This is a genomic window from Haliea atlantica, assembly GCF_054779855.1.
On sequence record NZ_BAAGXL010000003.1, the window covers coordinates 569,884 to 587,613 of the forward strand.

The 17,730-nt window shown below is 60.9% G+C and carries 21 protein-coding genes; 7 read left to right on the forward strand and 14 right to left on the reverse strand.

From position 1 onward, the window contains the following. Positions 1-5: 5 nt before the first annotated feature. From tnpB to ACYVGS_RS02660, 4 genes are all read right to left on the reverse strand, one after another. Positions 6-350 (reverse strand): IS66 family insertion sequence element accessory protein TnpB, encoded by a 345-nt coding sequence (gene tnpB, locus ACYVGS_RS02645; RefSeq protein WP_460587081.1) that lies wholly within the window; start codon positions 348-350, stop codon positions 6-8. Next, positions 347-643, reverse strand: coding sequence for an IS66 family insertion sequence element accessory protein TnpA (tnpA, locus tag ACYVGS_RS02650; protein ID WP_460587082.1), 297 nt, complete (start codon positions 641-643; stop codon positions 347-349). The genes tnpB and tnpA overlap by 4 nt, the downstream gene beginning before the upstream one ends. An 81-nt stretch (positions 644-724) precedes the next feature. Continuing rightward, entirely contained in the window at positions 725-1,135 is a 411-nt protein-coding gene (locus ACYVGS_RS02655; protein WP_460587083.1) for a hypothetical protein, read from the reverse strand. 27 nt (positions 1,136-1,162) lie between these two features. Further along, positions 1,163-3,469, reverse strand: coding sequence for an NACHT domain-containing protein (locus ACYVGS_RS02660; protein ID WP_460587084.1), 2,307 nt, complete (start codon positions 3,467-3,469; stop codon positions 1,163-1,165). An 82-nt stretch (positions 3,470-3,551) separates the two neighbouring features. Between ACYVGS_RS02660 and ACYVGS_RS02665 the strand changes: the two genes are divergently transcribed. After that, on the forward strand, positions 3,552-3,863 hold the full coding sequence (locus ACYVGS_RS02665; RefSeq protein ID WP_460587085.1) for a hypothetical protein: 312 nt from the start codon (positions 3,552-3,554) through the stop codon (positions 3,861-3,863). Between the two features lie 37 nt (positions 3,864-3,900). Here the strand turns inward: ACYVGS_RS02665 and ACYVGS_RS02670 are convergent, their stop codons facing one another. From ACYVGS_RS02670 to ACYVGS_RS02710, 9 genes are all read right to left on the reverse strand, one after another. Next, positions 3,901-4,119, reverse strand: a complete 219-nt coding sequence (locus ACYVGS_RS02670) for a hypothetical protein (RefSeq protein ID WP_460587086.1) — start codon at positions 4,117-4,119, stop codon at positions 3,901-3,903. 73 nt (positions 4,120-4,192) lie between these two features. Beyond that, positions 4,193-5,338 carry a hypothetical protein gene (locus tag ACYVGS_RS02675; protein ID WP_460587087.1) on the reverse strand — a complete coding sequence of 382 codons (1,146 nt, stop codon included), beginning with the start codon at positions 5,336-5,338 and terminating at the stop codon, positions 4,193-4,195. A gap of 86 nt (positions 5,339-5,424) precedes the next feature. Continuing rightward, positions 5,425-6,450, reverse strand: a complete 1,026-nt coding sequence (locus ACYVGS_RS02680) for a hypothetical protein (RefSeq protein ID WP_460587088.1) — start codon at positions 6,448-6,450, stop codon at positions 5,425-5,427. Between the two features lie 86 nt (positions 6,451-6,536). Further along, positions 6,537-6,860 (reverse strand): hypothetical protein, encoded by a 324-nt coding sequence (locus ACYVGS_RS02685; protein ID WP_460587089.1) that lies wholly within the window; start codon positions 6,858-6,860, stop codon positions 6,537-6,539. Between the two features lie 940 nt (positions 6,861-7,800). Continuing rightward, positions 7,801-8,007, reverse strand: a complete 207-nt coding sequence (locus tag ACYVGS_RS02690; RefSeq protein ID WP_460587090.1) for a cold-shock protein — start codon at positions 8,005-8,007, stop codon at positions 7,801-7,803. A gap of 286 nt (positions 8,008-8,293) precedes the next feature. Then, positions 8,294-8,788: a YqhA family protein gene (locus ACYVGS_RS02695; protein ID WP_460587091.1), complete on the reverse strand. Its 495-nt coding sequence runs from the start codon at positions 8,786-8,788 to the stop codon at positions 8,294-8,296. A gap of 146 nt (positions 8,789-8,934) precedes the next feature. Continuing rightward, positions 8,935-10,056: a hypothetical protein gene (locus tag ACYVGS_RS02700; RefSeq protein ID WP_460587092.1), complete on the reverse strand. Its 1,122-nt coding sequence runs from the start codon at positions 10,054-10,056 to the stop codon at positions 8,935-8,937. Positions 10,057-10,121: 65 nt separating this feature from the next. Beyond that, positions 10,122-11,189 (reverse strand): protein kinase family protein, encoded by a 1,068-nt coding sequence (locus tag ACYVGS_RS02705; protein ID WP_460587093.1) that lies wholly within the window; start codon positions 11,187-11,189, stop codon positions 10,122-10,124. 60 nt (positions 11,190-11,249) lie between these two features. Further along, positions 11,250-12,407 (reverse strand): hypothetical protein, encoded by a 1,158-nt coding sequence (locus ACYVGS_RS02710; protein ID WP_460587095.1) that lies wholly within the window; start codon positions 12,405-12,407, stop codon positions 11,250-11,252. A gap of 95 nt (positions 12,408-12,502) precedes the next feature. Here ACYVGS_RS02710 and ACYVGS_RS02715 point away from each other — a divergent pair, with 95 nt between their 5' ends. Beyond that, complete coding sequence (locus ACYVGS_RS02715) at positions 12,503-13,177, forward strand: TetR/AcrR family transcriptional regulator (RefSeq protein ID WP_460587096.1); 675 nt, start codon at positions 12,503-12,505, stop codon at positions 13,175-13,177. Here the strand turns inward: ACYVGS_RS02715 and ACYVGS_RS02720 are convergent. Beyond that, positions 13,155-13,619: a PepSY domain-containing protein gene (locus tag ACYVGS_RS02720; RefSeq protein ID WP_460587097.1), complete on the reverse strand. Its 465-nt coding sequence runs from the start codon at positions 13,617-13,619 to the stop codon at positions 13,155-13,157. The two genes, ACYVGS_RS02715 and ACYVGS_RS02720, sit on opposite strands and share 23 nt — an antisense overlap. Before the next feature lie 155 nt (positions 13,620-13,774). Between ACYVGS_RS02720 and ACYVGS_RS02725 the strand changes: the two genes are divergently transcribed. The 5 genes from ACYVGS_RS02725 (at position 13,775) to ACYVGS_RS02745 (ending at position 17,707) form a co-directional block, all read left to right on the forward strand. Continuing rightward, entirely contained in the window at positions 13,775-14,101 is a 327-nt protein-coding gene (locus tag ACYVGS_RS02725) for a PepSY domain-containing protein (protein WP_460587098.1), read from the forward strand. Continuing rightward, the gene (locus ACYVGS_RS02730) at positions 14,098-14,769 is read left to right on the forward strand and encodes a response regulator transcription factor (protein ID WP_460587099.1); all 672 of its coding nucleotides are present in this window, start codon (positions 14,098-14,100) and stop codon (positions 14,767-14,769) included. Before ACYVGS_RS02725 ends, ACYVGS_RS02730 begins: the two co-directional genes overlap by 4 nt. Further along, positions 14,769-16,103: a sensor histidine kinase gene (locus ACYVGS_RS02735; protein ID WP_460587100.1), complete on the forward strand. Its 1,335-nt coding sequence runs from the start codon at positions 14,769-14,771 to the stop codon at positions 16,101-16,103. Before ACYVGS_RS02730 ends, ACYVGS_RS02735 begins: the two co-directional genes overlap by 1 nt. A gap of 213 nt (positions 16,104-16,316) precedes the next feature. Continuing rightward, positions 16,317-17,078, forward strand: coding sequence for an SDR family NAD(P)-dependent oxidoreductase (locus tag ACYVGS_RS02740; RefSeq protein WP_460587101.1), 762 nt, complete (start codon positions 16,317-16,319; stop codon positions 17,076-17,078). 92 nt (positions 17,079-17,170) lie between these two features. Continuing rightward, positions 17,171-17,707, forward strand: coding sequence for a hypothetical protein (locus tag ACYVGS_RS02745; protein ID WP_460587102.1), 537 nt, complete (start codon positions 17,171-17,173; stop codon positions 17,705-17,707). Positions 17,708-17,730: the final 23 nt, after the last annotated feature.

The following is a 17,730-nucleotide window of genomic DNA, read 5'->3' on the forward strand; positions in this document are numbered from 1 at the left end:
GCGCACTATACGCCCCGATACCGCTTGTACTGACGATATTTCTGCACCTCAATGCCATCGATCAGCAACTGCAAATCCGTCAGGGTCAGGGGCCGCTGACCGGAGGTGGACAAGGGCACCCGGAACTGCCCCTGCTCCAGACGCTTGGCCCACAGACAGTAGCCGGTGGCAGCAAAGTAGAGCATTTTCATCTGGGTCTTGCGACGATTGACGAAGACAAAATACTGGCCGCTGAGCGGATCGTGCTGAAGCTGATTGCGCACCAGGGCACTCAGGCCCCGGAACGATTTGCGCATGTCGGTGGGTTCCGTACACAGCCAGATCCGGGCCTGACTATCGAGCCCGATCATCCCTGGCTCAACCGCAGCTCAACGCCGTTGCCGAGGCTGAGCACAATGTGCCAGTCCGGGCCGGAGGCATGTGCCGCGCTCATCAACGAGGACAGGTCCAGAAACCCAGGTTCATTCCCGCTCGGAATCTCGCTAACCGGCTGGGGTGACATGCCGGACAGGCGCTTGCGCCACTTGCAAAAACTGGCATAGCCAATGCCCCGCTGCTGACAAAACAGCCGGGCCGACAAACCGCTATCATGCTGCTGCTCAACCAGGGCCTGCCACTGTTCCGGGGTACGATGCTTGCTCATGGGGGTAACCTCGTGTGAGTGAATGTGAGGTTACTGTAGGGGGAAATTCATTGCGGTGGGAGGACGTCCTGGAATGAACGGTTACCGCAAAGAAACACCGAAGGAAAGCGCCATTTGCTGTTTACGCGTGCGCTCGGCTTCAGGCTTGGCCAGAATGGCCTTGCGCCACTCGGATGCGGCCCGAAGCTCCTGCTTTTCACGGGCAACTTGCTCGTCAGGAAGCTCTTCGCGCAAGAAAACCAGTGAAAGCTCAACGATCGACTGAGGCAGCGATTGGGCGAGTACAGGTGAGTAGGCAATGATGTCATGAAACGCATCATCACGGATGCGTTCTAAAGCGACGACCCGCTGCAAATAGTCGGCCGCAAGGGTCGGCTCGGCTCTCGACGATCTTAAGAGAAGTTGGCCAAGAGATTTTCGGAAAGCGCCCAAGTCGGGCACCCGCGCCCAGTACTCAAAGTTTTCGTCAGGCCCATCAGCGGTACTGAGCACGTCGATGGCGGCGAGCCAGATAGCGCATTATTGTAAAAGAGCGCGAGACGTCGGGTTGCGAAGTTCGGCTAGGGCGTTCTGCCAGACCTCGAAGATTGCGACTACCTCCGGATAGAGCCTCTGCGGAATATCTGAAACGCGCCGGAGAATAAAGCCGATGAGGCGACGCCACGCGGCGAAGTCGGAAGGCCAGCCGAGAAGATCAGCGAACCGTTGGCGTTGCTCCTGTGGGAGCGTGCCAGCCAGGATACTCGCATTCGGAGAGGTCTTCTCCGCCTGAAACCAGACGAGCACCTTTCTGAAAAGCCGGAAGTCGTCGGCAAAGACGGCCGTCGCGAACTGGCCCTCATCAGCTTCGAACCTCGCAGTTCCGAGGGGACCGATCAGCCACGCTCTCAGCCATTGTGATCTAAGGTCCGAACCCTCGGTTTGGGCGAGGTACGTTGGCCAGTCTTCTCCATGTGCGTACTCCCATTGGGAAACAAGTTCGACGACGCGTGCGACCGCTGGCGGCTCGCCGCAAGTCTTGATCTCTTCGATCCATTGGGGCCCGCGATCAGCCAGGACATAGAAGAAGGCCCATTCGAAGAAAATATCGTGAGCGAAGCGGACGGAGATCCCTTCACGAGCGTTCTGAAGTATGCCATCCGATCTTAGATCATCAATGTGTGCGGCCGAGGTTAGCTGACTAATGCGAATCGGCTGGCTTAGCTGGCGGGCACGAATACGTGCCAAGTCAAGCAATGCGCGCTGACGCTCAATCGCGCTTTGGCCGGTCTCGTTGTAGCCACCCCGCCGCCACCAATTCTCGATCAAATCGACTTCAGATCGGGGAGCGAATGTCGGGACGCTGGTGTCAGCCACATAACTCTGGTTCAGCACCTTCGCGAAAAAGGGGCGCCGGACGATCTCTTGCACCTGCGCTGATCCAAACAGAAGTGGCCTCAGGTGTGGTTTGGCTTTTGCAAGCGTCTCAGCCTCTTCGTCGCTCAGCTGACCAACGTCAAGCGTCTCGACCTTCAGGACATCAAGGAAGTGGCCTAACCAATTGCGAAGCACTTCAATCCCTGTGTCGCGCAGGGAGACAACGACGCGCCAATTATCGAGCAGCGGCGACTCCGCGATGACACGGATTACGTCGAGGATTATGGGCTGGTGCTCCTTCTCAATGCGATCAATTGCATCGATAAACAAAATGGGAGTGCCGGCGGCTCCGATCTCCACGAGAAGTTGCTCCAGGGGAGCACCAGAGAGTCTCTGCGAGGCCACGTAGCTGATCCAACTGGTGCCTTCGAGCTGTTCGGCTTTGAGGAAGAGGACCGGTCCGCGTTCTAGCGCGCGTTGTACCGCTCGCCTCACCAAGACTGATTTGCCACTTCCTGGCAGGCCTCGGACCTGGACGACACGGGCTGCGGTAAGCTTGGCGTCCAGCCTCTCAAGGAGCGAGGTTCGGTCGAGCTTTATTCCGCCAACATCGTCCGGAATAAGGTTCTCGTAGCTCCTTGCGAGCTCCTTCAACTTGTCGAGATCTCGGCACAAGGACGTCGCGCCTCGAAGGCGTGCAACAGATGAGATCGAACGCACAAGCCGCGCGCGATCAAACTGGCCTGACTTCCCTGCTGATGCGCGGGCTAACTGAACGACCCGCGACCAGACGAGTGGGGCTTTGGCTGCGTCATCGGGCACGAGACAATCTCGAATGCGATTAATGGCATCAGGCGGATCAGTGGCTCCTTCTCGAAGGAAATCGAACTGGATGAGCACAAAGTGCGCCAAGAACTGATGCACTTCTTCACTCGTGCACGGTGTCCCCTTCGCCTCTTCCAGTAGGGCAATGACGTCGCTCTTGACCGCTGTGATGTCGGCGCTAGCGCTGCCATCTTTCGCAAAGCGAGCGTCGAAATGGTCAGCTGTCAGACTTTCACGGGCCCAATCGCAAAGGGTCTTGAGCGCCCTTTCTTTGGTAGGCGTAACCGTGCCAACAGCTGCCCCATAGCGATCAGCATTGATGCGGAAGTCGGACTTTTTTAGTGTGGCCCAACTGTCTCGGATGATGTCGCGAAAGTCTTTGTTCGCTTTTGCCTTGCTGATCGTAAGCGAACGTTTCACCTGGAGGCTAAGCCGAGCGGGGTTCTTTGCTATCCCTCCAAAATCGACGATTACATCATCGAGCGGTTCGCCGAAGTCGCGCTGCTGAACCGACACTCGGACAACGATTCGATCATCAATGCCGGGTGCAAAAGCCTCGGCTAGCAATGCGGTGAGGTAAAACGCAGCCGCGTCCCCTTCAAAGGTAAAACCCTCGCCGCCGGCGAGTTCAGGTGATTGTGGCATCGCTAGCCTGTAAAATTCGTGGACTAGTTATAAGTCGAGGAGCCAATATTGTGACTGCAGGCACTATCTGCGCGGCATGGTCATGACTATGTTTCATTTGCCTGCCCAACGCCGCCAATACGCGCAGCTTTGTAGTGGAGCCGAAGCCGGAACGAAAAAGCTGTCGCTGTGCTTGGTTTTGTTAGGAGGATATGACTCAGCAGGAGCAATCATGCTTCGGGCCGCCACAGTAACCACAAAATTTTTCATTCGTGTTGTAACCCTCGGCAACCCTTGCGTTCTGAACGTAGCCCTGCGTAAGATGGAAGCCACACATACGGCAATAGTTATGGCCACGCTGCTTATATCCGTCACAGTGGCTGCATTTTTGATTGTTGCTCATCACACCTCCTGACTTTCGCTGTCAAAGCGATACCATAACGAGATCGATTTTATCCGAACAGACTCTTCCAAAACGTTTCAAACTGCTGTTGGTCCGTAAAGGCCCGGATGAAATCGTCAGGTGCATTCACATAAGACCACTTTATAATAATCCTGTTTCCTGCTGCAAGATGCTTCTTACCGTAGTCAAGTAGTTCCTTTTCCATGAACTTATTTTGCTCATGCTGCAGGTCTTCAAGATCGGTAATGTCCAGCTGTAGATCGATCATTTTTCCTCCTAACGCCAAGCATCACGCGACCGAAAACCGCGTAGCGGTTTTTGGATCGCCGTGGATGCACTTGTTAGCCACCAACTCGCTCCCCCACCCATTCTACGGCTTCATTGATGTCAGCAATGACCACACATGGATAGTCGTTCGCCAATTGGAGATGCTTTTGCTGAAGAAGTGACCTTAACGGTTTCTCCGTCATGAAAGCTCTGCAGTATCCAACTGCGGCTGCCGCATGGTGGAAATCGTAGAAATCATTCGCTACCAATTTTCTCGCTTTATCCCAGCGAACCGCAGCATGACATAAGGCAGAAACATGCAGACTCGGCAATCTCAGCGCCACGGACCTCTTCGTGACCAAGTTTCCGAATACTGTATGCCATTTCTGTTCACGCTCCTCTATTTCATGGTCCGAGCACGCAGCCGAAACGCCCGATACCCTCTCATATTCATTCTCCGGCCACATGCGGGGCACATGCATGAACAGACTCAACGCGCCGCGGATTTCGTCAAGATAGACCTGCTTGAAGTTCTTCACCTCATCTTGATGATTCCGATTGAGCTCATTCAGTTTGCCTGCCGTTTCACCAAACTGCTCGGGTGGAAAAAATGCTCCGTCCTCCAGATAGGAAAGCACTTCAACCAATGGAATCTGCCACATATGGTCGAAAAATGACTTTTGAATGACGAGTTGCTCTTCCGGAGGAAAGGGTGTCTCGGAAAGGTGCGCTACGCCCAAAACATAGCTGAGCTTCGACCACACCAAGTCTTTGGGCTCGTGATACTGAGCACCGTTGGGTGTGGGCACGGCAATGACACTAACCAACTCCTGTGCAACCCGTTGTTCGTACGGAACCAGCGTTATGCCATGACTAAATTCATCAATTAGCTCTGCTGTGGCCTGCCGGGTGGATAGATCTTGCTGCTTCAACAACTCCAGAAACACGGACTCACTAATCGGACAGAGAACCTTTCCGCTCGTTACGGCGCTTCTTATCTTGCCGATCAGCTCATAGGCAGCCTGAATTTTTGACCGTCCCATGTGGGCATCACGAAGCAGCACCCAAAAGCGTGTATCAAGATATATCTTCTCCAAGCCCTGAATTGACTCAGCGAGCTCCAGTGCTTTTGCTTTGACGTATTTATCTATAGAAATCTCAGAATGTCGTCTGTGGTATTCGAATGAAGTTTCTATATCAGGAGCAGTGGGTTCTCGCATGGGATGGCCTTGGTGGCTAACGCTTGGCACAGCGGACGTTTTGGAGCGACGAAGGAGCGGAAAAACGTTCCGACTGATGCCACTTGTTAGCCTATTTTTAGTTGCCTCAGACCATTCCATAGCATATTTTCTATAATCTCTTCGGAACGTGAAACTGTTTTCTCTCTTCTCTCTGCATAGGAAATAGAGCCGCGACTTGTTGTTTTAAACTCGCTAAGATATGCGAGATTGAAGCGTTTCATATGTGTCTCTGATTCCATTGCATCTTTCTTTTCCTCGTCGCGCCATACAATGGTGATCCAGAATTCTAATTCATTCTCCTTACCCAGATTTAGCTCACCGAGCTTTTTATTGAATGATTGTTTTTCCTTGCCCAGTGTAAGTGAAACTGAAGGTCCAGCTGACGTACCTAAATCCTGATAATTAGTCCATTCAAGTGAAACACCAAGCAAATCTTTAACGACATCGATAAGGTTTTCAACGGTAAGATCTGGGGAAAAGGGTATTTCTAGTATCGCTGGAGTTCGATTGTTTGAAATGCGCATTACCAGGTTAGAATTTTTAATTTCTGATGTGTATTGCGACACATATTTCGAAAAGTAGCGTTGATTTTCAAATGCTTGTATTACGCGATCTCTTGTCACAGGAATTCTATAGTCAAACCGATCCGAGATTAAATCTGCGTGGCGAATGCAAAGCTTATCCCAATGCTCCGGGCCTAGAATTTCTATTTGCTTTTCACTTAACCCTAATTCTTTGGCAGCACCTATTATTGACGTGAATGCATTACCGGTATAATTGGCGTTTGTGGCGAAAGCAAATATTTCCCAAGACAACCTTTCTTTTTCCGCAAATGCAGAGTTTAGAGATTTAATGCTTTCGGTCGAACTTAACGACCCGAATGCGCCTTGTTCATTGCTCTTACACTGAAAAGCTCTTTGCGCATTTCTATGAAGTATATCCACGCCCTTATCGGGTGGTCGAAGCCGAATCAAGGAGGAATCGTTAAGCTCTGCATCCAGCAATGTGAAGCAAAGTGATTCCCAAGCGTCCCCGAAGCTTGTGTCTGGTGGGTTAATTCGAAGAAATTGCGCTGAAAAATCAAATTTCACGGTGCTTCCTTGTTGTTTTGGCTAACGCCGCAGGCTGCGGCGCGCGCGGTTTACGCGTCCGCAGCCCTGACTTGTTATGTGCTTTTCTAGGAACATTCTTTTTTAACTAATTCTCTATAACTTGCCCTGGATTGCACGGGCTGCTTCCCATGTAGCACTTCAATCCAAGGTTCAATTTTCTTAGATGCGCTAGCACTCTCCAAGCCGGCAAAATGAGACAACCAACGCGCAGGGTCGGCAACACCAACAATTCGATTCTCTTCAAATGACCGTAGGGCCGAAAGGATGCTGCTGACATGACATCCTTCCATTGCCTCCACAATCTGCCCTGCGCGCCAATTATCAGTGCCTTTGCGATGAGGATTCTCACCAATGACACGAACTGTAAAATCAACATCTTTTAACGGCATGGCGCAAACCTCAGTTCGATGTAGCTTGATTCGTTCCAGGCACATAACGCCCGGCACAGCGGGCCAGTTGGAGCGACGCAGGAGCGGAAATTGGCTCCGGCTGGTGCCGCTTGTTATACGTTTATTCCACCACCTCGACTTCTCCTGCCCCAGCTGTGTAGGCCAGCTCTGCAAGACACCGATGTTCCACCTCCGACAAGCCCCCTTCGGCCATTTCGCGAGCATAGACTTGTATCTTCGGCTTGCTTTTGAAGAGGCCAAATACTCCGAGCTCAGTTAAGCCTCTTTTCAGGCACTCGACTGCCGGATCAAAGGAGCCAACGAGTAGGCGGCGACTAAAGTACGGCCGGAGCGGATGGACAGTAACCACTCGGGTGGATTCGGTTAAAACCATCCTGTCCTTATAGATCTCTACCTTGATAGACATGCTTGGACCTGGATAGACGTATAACAGCTAGTTAGCAAGACCACGCCGACTAACGCCTGGCTCGCTAACTCGGTGATTGAACAAACCATATCTCCCAGAAAGTCCCGGCCTTTCAACAACATGTAGAATCCATGCTATCAGCACCAGGAATTAGCAAGCTCGAACCAGTCCACACCACCACCAAACCCGCCCCCAAAAATATCACTAAAAATCAACGCCCTACCCACGCCAAACCCTCAAATTCAGCCACAGGCCGCTGAAAAAACCAACTCACGTTTATACCACGCACAGAAGAGCCCCCAAAACACACCGTGCGCCAGGCCGCGACACAGTTCACACTGAGGACTTCAGGAAGTTATTACAGGGAGAATCAGAACGGAATTCCGTGCAGAACAGCACGATCGTCGATGCGAGCCAGAGGCCCTTGATGGAGCGACCCGCGCTTCACTCAAAACGCAGGCACAAAAAAGGCAGACCTCTCGGCCTGCCTTTCTTAGGAGAGAACTCGCGCTATTAGATAGCGACGATGTTCTCAGCCTGGGGGCCTTTCTGGCCTTGAGTCACGGTGAACTCAACTTGCTGGCCTTCGGTCAGCGTCTTGAAGCCGGAGCTAGCGATCGCACTGAAGTGGGCGAAAACGTCCGGGCCGGATTTTTGCTCGATAAAGCCAAAACCCTTTGCTTCGTTAAACCATTTCACGGTGCCGGTAGAAGTAGACATAACAGTAATCCTGTAGAAAAAATAAGTGTGCCTCTGCGAGGCGGGTTTAGCGTGAAAGCAGACAAATGTTTTAGATGCTACAGGACGAAGTACTACAGGAGCGCGACGAAATGGAGGATATAAAAAGTTGTTTAATTTCTAGCTGCAGCCAAGGTATAGGTCGGGGCACCCCGCGTCAATCTATTTCGTTCATCGCGGGTAAAATAAATACAGGGGCATTTCCAGCGGGCGAGACGCGCTGCTGCGCGTGACGCGCCCGCCGGGGGACGTTTCCGCGGAAACGTCCTCAGTGATTCACCCGGGTGATCTTGTCCAGATAGCCCATGGCAAAGGCCGAGGCGACGAAGGTCATGTGGATCAGCACGTACCACATCAGGTTTTCCGAGGTAGTCTTCTCCACGTTCATGAACACCTTGAGCAGGTGGATCGAGGAGATCGCCACGATGGAGGCGGCCACCTTGTTCTTGAGGGAACCGGAGTCGACCTTGCCCAGCCAGCCGAGCTTTTCCTGTTCGTCGGCCACGTCGATGCGCGAGACGAAGTTCTCGTAGCCGCTGAACATCACCATCACCAGCAGCCCCCCCACCAGGGCGATGTCGACCAGGGTGAGGGACACCAGGATCAGGTCGGTGTCCTTCATGCTCAGCAGCTCGGGAATGACGTGGAAGATCTCCTGGAAGAACTTGATGCCCAGGGCCAGCAGCACCAGGCTGAGGCCGAAGTAGATCGGCGCCAGAATCCAGCGCGAGGAGTACATCAGGGATTCGACGAGCTTTTCCATAGGGTCTTCACAGGCTCAAACAAAACGGGCCGGCGATTCTGCCACGAAGCCCGGCGGGTGCCAATCCACCCGCCGGGCTGGCTGGGAGCGCGCCGTAGTCGGGCCCACTGGCAGGGCGCCAGCGCGGGCGGCGCCCCGCGGTCCGGCTACTGCGCCCCGTCGAAGAAGTCCTTGAAGCCCGAGGGGTCATGGCGGCCGATGATCAGGCTCTCCAGGGTGCCCATGCCGACCTTGTCGCCCATGCGCGCCCGCACCACCTGGTGGATGTGAATGTGGGGGTAGTCCAGGGGGTTGATCGCCGCCAGGTCCCACTCCTCGCGGGCGGTTTCCAGCTCGCCGCGCCAGTAGCCGTGGCCCCACTCACCGTGGTTGTAACCCACCCCCAGGGTCAGGAACAGCTGCAGTGGCTCGAGGGTGAAGTCGTAGTGCTGACCCTCCCCGTCGACAAAGGCCATCGACGCGCTGGCGGGCCATCGGGTGCCCGGGCGGTAGTGGAGCTGGTGTTTGACCTCGCGCATGGGGACCATGCCGGGCTCCTCCCCCTCGGGGATCCGCTCGCCGCTGGCGTAGAGCGGCAGCAGGTCGGCGCTGACCTGGGTGGGCGTGCCGTCGCGATCCTCGAAGGTCCCCATCTGGGTGCAGAAGTCGCCCCAGTTGATCGGGCTCCAGATCCAGTAGACCCCCGGCTCCTTGTTCAGTTTGCCCGGGGCCCCGCCCTGGGGCTCGCCCACCGGGCGCACGCCCCAGGAGCGGTCCCGGGTGCCGTAGGCCTGTTTGACCTCGAAGCGCTCGCCATCCACGCTGAAATGCCCCTCCCAGTAGCCGAGCTGGGTAAAGCGCGTGGTGTGCATGATCAGGTGGCCGTCGTCGTGCAGGATGCTCGGGGGCTCCTGGTGGGGCGCGCTGGCGGCGCGGAACAGCAGGTCGCACTCGATGTTGTGCTCGTTGGGGGCCAGGGTCACCCGCAGGGCGCGCAGGGGCTCCTCGACGGTGATGCGCAGGGGGCCGACTTCGGTCTCGCCGCGTTCCCGGGGCGCGCGGCGGGAGGCGTGGAAGGCCACCTGGCGATCGCCCATGGCCACGCTGAAATGGCCGTCCATGACGTGGCGGTTGGGGTAGAGCCCGAAGCCCACCTCGAAGAGGTAGCTGCCGTCGCTGTCGAAACCGTTGAACCAGTAGCGGTCGTAGAAGTTGCGGTCACTCTGGGAGGGCTCGTTGACCGGCTGCACGGTCTGGTGAACGCAGAAATCGTCGAAGCGGGTAATCATGGTCTGTCCTCATCTGGCGCGCCGGATAAGCGCCGACGCGCGGTGTTATTGGGTGTCCGTCGGCCTCAGGGCAGGAAGTCCCCGGCGTCCAGGTCCAGGCAGTGCTGCAGCTGGCGTTCGATCACGGTGCGGAACATGCGGTCGCTGCGCTCCCCGGGGGAGGAGAAGCTGGAGCCGAGGATGGTCAGCAGCAGGCCGTGCATGCTCTGCTCCCGGTACTGCGCCCAGACTTCCTCAAAGGGCAGGTCGACGCCCAGGCCGGCCAGGCGCTCGCGGTACTCTTCCATGATCCCCCGCTCCCACGTGCGGCGGTCTTCCACCTCGACGCTGCTGCCGAGGAAGTAGGTGATGTCGGTGACCGGGCTGCTGATCTGGGGCGTCTGCCAGTCCACCGTCCAGCAGCTGTCGTCGGTAAACAGGATGTTCTCGACCCGCAGGTCGCCGTGGACCAGGGTGCGCGGCCCGGGGTGGCGGGTGGCGAAGTGGTTGTGGGCATTCACGTAGCGGGCGCCGAAGGCCTTGGCCTCTTCGCTCAGGTTCTCGCCGAAGCGCTCGAGGAAGGTCGGCCAGCATTGCTGCAGGTATTGCTGGGCCAGCTCGCCGCTGCCGTTGCGGGCGGCATTCATGACGAAGTCCAGTTCCATCACGCTGTCGTCGCCGTAGAAGGCCGCGGCCAGCTTGGCCGCCTCCCCCAGCACCATGTGGGTCTGCGCCAAGGTCGCGCCAATCAGCTGGCTGCCGGGCTCGGCGGGCGCCAGGTCCTGCATCAGCAGGATGAATTCGTCGCGCGCCTCGCTGATCACGCTGGCGTAAACGGTCGGGATGCGCATGGCGGTGCGCTCGGCCAGGTGGCGGTAGAACATCACCTCGGTGTAGTAGGCGCCCTGGGCGCCGGCCAGGGAGCGGGCGGTCTCGTCCTCGGCCGCGAACTTGCCCACCACGGTGGCCGGCGCACCAGCGGCATCGCCGGCGTAATGCAGGGTAAAGCGCGCGTTGTCGCCGATCTTGCCGGTGCCGATGTACTCGTAGTCCAGGGCGCTCACCCTGCCCTCGCCCAGCACCCCGGCCTCGCGCAGGGCCCGGGTCATCCACTCGGGGGTCATGTCCGCCGGGCGGGCTATCAATTCCAGCATTGTCGTGTGTCCTGTGTCGTTGTTGATTTTATTCGCTGCCCGTCGCGGGCCGACGGATTGTCAGTGCCCCGCCTGGTCCAGCCCGTATTCCGGCCAGCTGCCGTGGACATAGGTCTGGCAGTTGCCGTAGCCCACGCCTCCGCCGACCGGGTCGGTGACGCGGATCACGCAGTCGCGGAACTGGCCGTAGCGCTCGATCACCTGCGGGTCGGCGGCGTCGCGCACGTGGTCGCCGTCGACGTGCAGCTCGCCGCGCCAGCTGCCGTGATGCTGGCCGTCGCCGCCGTGGTAGTGCCCGGCACCCAGATAAAACCCGGTTTCGGAGACTTTTTCAAACGCCAGGGGGCGCTCGCTGCCGTCTTCCATTTGCAGGCGGAATTCCCCCGACAGCAGGCGACGGGTCTGCGGCTCAAATTGCAGCGCGGGGGTCATGCCACTGATGCCGGCAATCTTGCCACTGGCGTCCTCGAAGCCGCCCTGCACCCGCTGGTGCAGGAAGCCGGGGCCGGCGAACTGCAGGTAGTAGTGGTGAAAGGCGTACTCGCTGCCATCGTCGCGGGTGAACAGCAGCGGGTTCCAGATCGCCAGGGCCTGGGGAATGTGCTGCTGGTAGTCGGGCTCGAGGTCCGACGGCGGCATGCCCACCGAGGGACGCACGCCCCAGGACTTGTCCCGGGTGGACACCCAGGCCTCGGGGCGAATCTCGATACGCTCGCCGTCAATTTCCAGCCAGCCACTGGCGCGCCCGGTCTGGTGGTAGCGAATCTGGTCGGTGGCCTTGCGGAAGCCGTGCAGGTCGCGGCGGTCCTCGCGCTCCTCGACCACGCAGCCCGCCGCGGCGTGGAAGGTCAGGTCGAAGGCGATTGGCTGGGTGGGGTTGGGCTCGAGCACCACGCGCACCTGCTGCAGGGGCTCGATGATCTCGTAGCGGATGGGCCCGGCATTCACGCTCTCGGTGTCGCTGTGCAGGGCCCGGCTGGCGCGCACCACCCACTGTTCCGTGCCCCGGGCGATGCCGGCGTAGGCGTCCACCACGTTGCGGTTGGTGTACTTGCCAAAGCCGAAGCCGATCTGCAGGGAGCCATCGATGGCCGCCGCCATGCCGCAGACCTTTTCCGCCCAGGCCAGGTCGCTCTGGCCGACGCTGGCGAAGGTCTCCACGACCTGATGGTGGAACTGTTCGTCGCTGGGCAAGAGCGGGCCGATACTGCCGGGCATGCGCGGTCTCCTTGTCGGTATCAGGGTCGGTATCTGGGCTTCACACGCCCGGTGCGGGCGGGTAAGATTCCGGCAAATATTACATATGTAAGATTATGCCGCAAGCCACCCCGACACGTTCGCCCCGACAGCAGAAGACCCTCGGCCGCCTGCTGCGGGCCACCCGCGATCTCGCGGCCGCCGGCGGCTATGCCGCGGTGACCATGAACGCCATGGCCGAGCGCGCCGGGGTCACCCGCATGACTGCGTACCAGTACTTCCGCAACCGGGACCACGCCCTGGCGGAACTGATTGTGGTCTGGGGCGCCGAACTGGCGGAAAAGCTGACGCTGCAGCCCCCGGCCGTTGACCCGGAAGCAGATCCCGTAGGGGCCGTGCAGGCGCGTTTTCGCTGGGTGATTGCGGAGCTGTATCGGGAGCCGCAGCTGCTCTCGGCGGTGATCAGTGCGACGGCCAACGCGGATCCGGGCGTGCTGGCGGTGACCGAAGGGCTGGATGACGTCCTGGCGGATTTTGTCGGCGACGCCCTGGGCCATGTGCCCGAGGACCAGCGGCCCACGCTGATTCGCCTGCTCGGCTATCTGTTCCAGTCGGTGCTGGGCGCCCTGGCCACGGGAAAAATCGCCCTGGGCCAGGCCCAGGAAGACATGGTGCAGGGGATGGGCTTGATGACCGCGGGTTACCGGGTGCTGGTGCGGGAACCCGCGAAAGCGCGGCAGGCGCGAGAGGACGCGCCCGCCGGGGAGCCTAGTACGAGCCGCCCGTGCTGAGGGCACCGTCCTGGCCGATACGGAAGTCGGCCTCCAGCTCGCGGCCGTTCTGGTCGACGCCCTCGAACTCGATGGTGCCGTCCTCGTCCACCTCAAAGGCCTCGATCTGCACCATCCCCCGGGCCATGGCCGCCTGGGCGTACTGGCTGAGTTCCGCCAGGCCCAGCCCGGCCGGCTCGCCACGCTTGTCGTGCGTCTTCTGTTTGCCAATGGAGCCGTCGGCGTTGATATCCAGCTCGACATAGCCACCTTCGGACAGCCAGCCTTCGACCTCGTAGCCGCCCTGGCTGTCATCTTCCATTTCCACGCTGTGGAATTGCGTCACGCCATGCTGGGTCGCCGCCTGCAGGGCCGTATTCAGGCTCGGGGCCGAGTTCTGGGCCATGACCAGGGGGGCAGTGGCGAGACCACCAAGCAGTGCAAGCATCGTAAATTGTTTCATCGTAAACTCCTTCATCGTCATTCAAGAGGTCGGGTTGCGGCGGCCGGGATCAGCCGTTCTGTGCAACCTGGGGCCCAGACTATCGGAGTGAGACTGTCAGCAAGGTGAGCGCTTTGTTCATGCTTCGTTCATCCTCGCCCTGCGATCATGCGCCCATGAAAAAACGTTCACTAGTACTCGCAGCCACTGCCGGCATCTGGGCCGCCACTGCCCTGGCGGACGATGCCGCGGACTGGCGCGCGCTCTATGAAGAGGTACAGGCCGGGCGTATCCAGCCCCTCGAAACCATCCTGGACACCCTCACGGACGACTGGCTGGGCGAGGTGATCAAGGTCGAGGCGGAGCGCGAGGACGGCCGTTGGGTCTACGAAATCGAGCTGCTGGGCCCCCGGGGCCAGGTGGTGGAGTTCGAGATTGACGCCGCCAGCGGCGAGATCCTCGAAATGGAGGGCCGCGATATTCGCGGCATGCGCAGGCCGTGAAGGTCCTGCTGGTCGAGGATGACCAGGCCCTGGCCAACAACCTCGCCGAGGCCCTGGGCTCCGCGGGTCTGCTGGTGGAGGTCGCCGGCGATGGCCGCGGCGCGGACTTCCTGGTCAGCACCGAACGCTACGATGCGGTGGTGCTGGACCTGGGGCTGCCCGACGGCAACGGCACCCAGTGGCTGTCGGGCTGGCGCGCGCGCGGCATCGACCTGCCGGTGCTGATTCTGACGGCCCGGGAGCGCTGGTCGGACAAGGCCGCGGGCTTCTCCGCCGGCGCCGACGACTATGTCACCAAGCCCTTCGAGACCGCCGAGGTGCTTTTCCGCCTGCGCGCCCTGGTGCGCCGCAGCCACGGCCACGCCCACCCGGTGCTGCAGGCCGGCGAGCTGGCCCTGGATACCCACGCCGGCCAGGTGAGCCGCGCAGGCATGCCGGTGGCGCTGACCGCCCAGGAATTCCGGCTCCTGTCCTACCTGATGCACGCGGCGCCGCGGGTGGTTTCCCGCGCGGAACTGTCGGAACATGTCTACGATGGCGACCAGGAACCCGACTCCAACGTGATCGACGTGCTCATCAGCCGCCTGCGGCGCAAGCTCGGCAACCACAGCATTGTCACCCTGCGCGGCCAGGGCTACCGGGTCAGCGACGACGACCGGGAGGCCTGATGCAGGCCCCGCGGACCTGGCCCATCGCCTCGCGCCTGCTGGTCTCCGCCCTGCTGCTGGTGCTGCTGGTGCTGCCCCTGGCGGGGAGCCTGCTGGCCTGGAACTTCCGCAGCGCGGTGCACAGCGGCTTTGACGACCGCCTGGCCTCGCTGGTCAACGTGGTCATCGCCGGCATCGACTACCAGCCCGCCAGCAACAACCTGCAGATGAACCGCTCCCTCGGCGACCCGCGCTTTGACGGCGCCTACTCCGGCTGGTACTGGCAGGTGCAGACGGCCTCGGGGCGCACCCTCACCTCGCGCTCGCTCTGGGACCAGCGCCTGCCGCTGCTGGACGCCCAGCCCCAGGTGGTCGGCAAGGTCGTCGGCCCGCGGGACCAGTCACTGCGGCTGCAGCAACGCCGGGTTCACCTGCCCAATCTGCCCGAGGCCCTGACCGTGGCGGTGGCCGGGGACCTGGCACCCATAGAGGCGGAGGTCGCCCGTTTCCAGCGCCTGCTGGTGCTCTCACTCTCGGGCCTGGGCCTGCTCCTGCTGGGGCTGCTGGCCGTGCAGATTCACTGGGGCCTGGCGCCCCTGCGCCGGCTGGAGCAGGACCTGCACGCCGTGGAGAGCGGCGAGGCGGAAAACCTCGGCGAGAACCTGCCCCGGGAGCTGGCGCGCCTGGCCGGGGCGGTGAACCAGGTCCTGCAGCGCGACCGCACGCTGATCGAGCGCGGGCGCACCGCCGCCGGCAACCTGGCCCACGCCCTCAAGACCCCGGTGGCGGTCCTGCGCACCCTGAGCGAGCGCCTGCCGCCGGAGCAGCAGGCCCCGGTTCAGACCGAGCTGCGGCGCCTGGACGAAGCGGTGCGCCACCACCTCGCCCGGGCCTCCAGCGCCGGCCCGGTGGCCCTGGGCAAGGGCACCGAGGTCGACACGGCCCTGGCGCCGGTGCTGGAAGCCCTCGCGGTACTGGCACAGCGCCGCGGCCTGGTGTTTGAACAGCAGCGGGCCGGCCTGGGCCGGGTGCGTATGGACGCCCAGGACCTGCAGGAGCTGGCCGGGAACCTGCTGGAGAATGCCCTGCACTGGGCCAACGGGCGCGTGCGGCTGAGCCTGGAGCAGACGCCCCAAAGCCTGACCCTGATCGTCGAGGACGACGGCCCGGGCATGTCCGCCAGCGACTGCGAGCAGGCCCTGGAGCGCGGCACCCGCCTGGACGAGAGCCGCCCGGGCTCCGGTCTCGGGCTGGCGATCGTGCGGGAGCTGGCCGAACTCTACGGCGGTGAGGTCACCCTGGCCCGCTCGAGCCTGGGCGGCCTCGAGGCACAGGTGGTTCTGCCACTGGCCTGACCCGGCGGGGCTCTGGCGGCGCCCGAGCCAGCGCCCGAGCCAGCGTCAGTGCTTCGTCCAGGCGCCTCGCAATGGCATGCCGCGGTTCCCGATGCTGCCCCGACCGAAACCTCTGCGGTCTTCCCCGCCGGTATGCCCACTTGAGCCACGCAGGGAGGTCCCTCCACGCGCCCGCGGGTAAGATAGACCGGCCAATTTCGAGGGAGGACCCGCATGCAAGAGCGTATCGTTATCGTCACCGGCGCCAGCGATGGCATTGGCCGCGCCACCGCGGCCCACCTGGCCCGGGTCGGCGCCCACGTGGTCATGCTGGCGCGGCGCCAGGCGCCCCTGGAAGCCGCCGCGGCGGAACTGCGCGAGGCCGGCGGCTCGGTGGAAACCGCGATTGTCGACATCGCCGACAGCGCGGCGCTGGACAGCCTGATCCGGGGCGTCGCCGAGCGCCACGGCCGCCTGGATGGCCTGGTCAACAACGCCGCCCAGGTCAGCATGGGCGCGATTGTCGACACCGATGAGGCCACCTGGCGGCAGACCTTCGCCGGCGGTGCTGACGCCGTCTTCGTCGCCACCCGCGCCGCCCTGCGGGTGATGCAGCCCCAGGGCTCGGGTTCTATCGTCAATATCGCCTCCACCAACGGCGAACGCGCCATGCCCTGGATGGGCGCCTACTCCGCTTCCAAGGCCGCGACCATCCATTTCAGCCGCGTCGCCGCCATGGAAGCCGCACCCCACGGTGTGCGGGTCAACGCCCTGTCACCGGGCATGATCATGACCCCCGGCAACCTCAACTATTACCAGCAGGATCCCGCGGCCCAGGAGCGGGTCGAAGCGGCAATCCCGGCCCAGCGGGGCGGCACGCCGGAAGAAGTCGCGGCAGCGATTGCCTTCCTGCTCTCGGACGATGCCACCTACGTCAACGGCGTCTGCCTGGAGGTGGACGGCGGCAAGGCGGCCCAGCTGTTTATCCCCGGCTGAGCCATGCCCGACGCTCGGGCCGCCGGCGCCCCGGCAGCCCGACCTCTGAAGCAACAACAGCAACACCCCACAATCAGCATAAGGAAACCCGCATGAACGCATCCTCCCCGACCGACCAGACCAACCCCGAAGCGCCCCTGCCGATGACACCCGCCAAGGGCCTCGGCGTGCTGCTGGGCATCATCGTGGTGGTGGCCGGCTTCATCACCATCAACTCGGCCCTCGACGTGCACGAGTTCTGGGCCGGTTTCCTCTTCCTGCTCTACTGGGCGGGGATCGAGCATGTGGCCTGGGACAAGCTGGCCGCCTGCGTGGTAGGTTCCGTGGTCGGCCTGACCCTGGCCTGGCTGCTGTTCGCCCTCCCCGGCTGGTTCGGCGAAGCCGGCGGTTTCATCTTCCTCGGGCTGATCCTGGTGGTGATCTACTGCCAGGTCATGGGCTGGCTGCCGGTGGCCATCAACCTGACCACCATGCTCTTCCTGACCGCGGGGACCATTCCCGCGGTGCAGGAAGGGGTGAACTTCGGCGACGCCTTTATCGCCCTGGGGCTGGCCTTCGCCTATTTCATCGGCCTGGTCTGGGTCGGCACCCGCCTGATGGCGCGCAAGGCGGCCCCGCAGGCAGCCTGATCCCCCGGGGCGCAAGGCCCCGA